The sequence below is a fragment of the Enterobacteriaceae endosymbiont of Donacia piscatrix genome (genome assembly GCF_012569525.1).
In the GTDB taxonomy this organism is placed as follows: Bacteria; Pseudomonadota; Gammaproteobacteria; order Enterobacterales; family Enterobacteriaceae.
Genome location: NZ_CP046200.1, coordinates 207,021 through 209,819 on the forward strand (window position 1 = coordinate 207,021; position 2,799 = coordinate 209,819).

Consider the following 2,799-nt stretch of genomic DNA (forward strand, 5'->3'; position numbering starts at 1 on the left):
AAGTAATATTTTACAATTAAAAAATTATAATATTGATACAAAAGATTTACAAAAAAAAATTACATTAAATTTTTTATTTAAAAATGAAAAAATTATTAATATATATAATATTTTTAAAAAAATATATTGTAATTATACAGGTATAGAATATTTTCATTTATTAAATACTGAAAAATATTGGATGCAAAAAAATATAGAATTAATGAAAAATAATTTACAAAATAAAGAAAAAAAAATTTTTTTTGAAGAATTAATTGCAACAGAAATTTTTGAAACTAATATAGCAAAAAATTTTCCAGGTACTAAAAGATTTTCTTTAGAAGGTTGTGATATACTAATACCAATAATTAAAGAAATTATACGTTACTCAAGTAAATCAAAAAACAAAATTACAAAAATAATTTTAAGTATGGCTCATAGAGGAAGATTAAATGTTTTAGCTAATATAATGGGAAAAAATATTAAAGAAATAAAAAACGAATTTAAAAATATTTTTTCAAAAAATAATAATATAGATGATGTTAAATACCACTTAGGTTATTCTTCTATTATTGAATATAATAATAAAAAAATAAAATTACAATTAACATTTAATCCTTCTCATTTAGAAATTATTAATTGTGTTTCTATGGGTATAATAAAATCTTATATTGATTCATCTAAAAACGATAATATACTTCCCGTTAATATACATGGAGATGCATCTTTTAGTGGCCAGGGAATAGTACAAGAAATTTTAAATTTATCTCAAACAAGAGGTTATGGGATAAATGGTACTATACATATAGTGATTAATAATCAAATAGGATTTACTAATTCTAAAATTTCTGATATGAGATCTAGTTATTATTGTACTGATATAGCTAAAATGATTCAATGTCCTATTTTTCATGTAAACGCAGATAATATGGAAAATGCTATCTTAATTATAAGATTAGCAATTAAATATAGAAATTTATTTAAAAAAGATGTTTTTATAGATTTAGTTTCATATAGAAGACATAGTCATAATGAAATAGACGATCCATATATAACACAACCATTAATGTATCATTATATCAAAAATCATGAAACAATACAAAATTTATATTTTAAAACATTACTTATGCAAAATATTTTAAATGTTCAAGAAAAAGAAAATATATATAAAAAATATCAAATATTATTTAATGAAGATAATTATTTTGTTAAAACATACATTCCTTCTAAAAAAAATATTTCAAAAATAACATTTAAAAGATTGACAATAAATGAATTAAAAAAATTAATTTTTAAAATTAGTAATTTTCCTAAAAACTTTAACATTCATTCTAAAGTTAAAAAAATTTATTTAGATAGATTAAGTATGAGTAAAGGTAAAAAAAAAATAGATTGGGGAACTGCTGAAAATTTAGCATATGCAAATATTTTAACTCAAGGAATATCATGCCGTTTATCTGGAGAAGATATTAAAAGGGGTACTTTTTCTCATAGACATGCTGTTATTTATGATCAAAATAATGAAATTTCATATATACCTTTAAAAAATCTTAGTTTAAAACAAGGAAAATTTTATATTTATAATTCTATACTTTCTGAAGAAGCAGTTTTAGGATTCGAATATGGATATTCTTTAAATAATCAAAACATATTAACAATATGGGAAGCACAATTTGGGGATTTTGTTAATGGAGCTCAAATTATTATAGATCAATTTATTAGTTCTGGAGAAAAAAAATGGCAATATCAAAGTAAATTAGTAATCATGCTTCCACATGGTTATGAAGGACAAGGTCCAGAACATTCTTCAGCACGAATAGAAAGATTTTTACAATTAAGTTCTGAAAAAAATATAAAAATTTGTATGCCTTCTAATTCATCTCAAATATATCATTTATTATGCGAACAAGCATTTAATTATATAAAAAAACCACTTATTATATTTACGCCAAAATCTCTTTTAAGACATAATTTAGCATGTTCATCATTAAAATATTTTAAAAATAATTTTCAATTAATTATAGATGAAATAGATAATAATATTGATATAAAAAATATTAAACGTATTATTTTTTGTTCTGGAAAAATATATTATGATTTATTAGAATATAGAAATTCTATAAAAGAAAAAAACATAATTTTGATTAGAATAGAACAATTATATCCATTTCCATTTAGTAATATCAAAAAAATAATTATAAAATATTATAAAATAAATAATTTTTTTTGGTGTCAGGAAGAACCGAAAAATCAAGGAGCATGGATATATATTCAAAATTATTTTAAAAATAAATTAAATTTAAATATTAATTATATAGGAAGAAAATCGTCTTCATCCCCCTCTACAGGGAATCTTAATGTTCATAAAAAACAACAACAAAAAATAATATTTTCTATTTTTAATATTTAACATAAAAAATAAATTTATAAGGATAAAAAATGGATAGTATTAATATTATTGTTCCTGATTTACCTGAATCAATAAATAATGCAATTATTATTAAATGGTATAAAAAACCAGGTGAAATAGTAAATATTGATGATATTCTTCTAGAATTAGAAACAGACAAAATAGTATTAGAGATACCATCAACAATTAATGGTATTTTAGAAAAAATTTTAGTAGAAAAAGGAGAAAAAGTACAATCACAACAAATTATTGGTATTTTAAAAATAAATAAAAATTTCAAAAATAAAATAGAAAAAAATAATAATATTACAAAAAATAATTTTAATAACCTTTTAAACAATCAAATAACTTTTTTTAACAAATTAAATAATTATAGTCCTTCAATAAGAAGAAAATTAAAAAAAGATAGA

The 2,799-nt window shown here is 19.5% G+C and carries 2 protein-coding genes; both read left to right on the forward strand.

The window, feature by feature from the left end; all coding sequences use genetic code 11:
- Positions 1-2,389 (forward strand): 2-oxoglutarate dehydrogenase E1 component (locus tag GJT96_RS00995; RefSeq protein ID WP_169780380.1); only part of this gene is annotated, 2,389 nt, incomplete at its 5' end.
- 29 nt (positions 2,390-2,418) lie between these two features.
- Positions 2,419-2,799, forward strand: a 381-nt coding sequence (locus GJT96_RS02365) for a biotin/lipoyl-containing protein (protein ID WP_345718995.1), incomplete at its 3' end; no start/stop codon positions are given.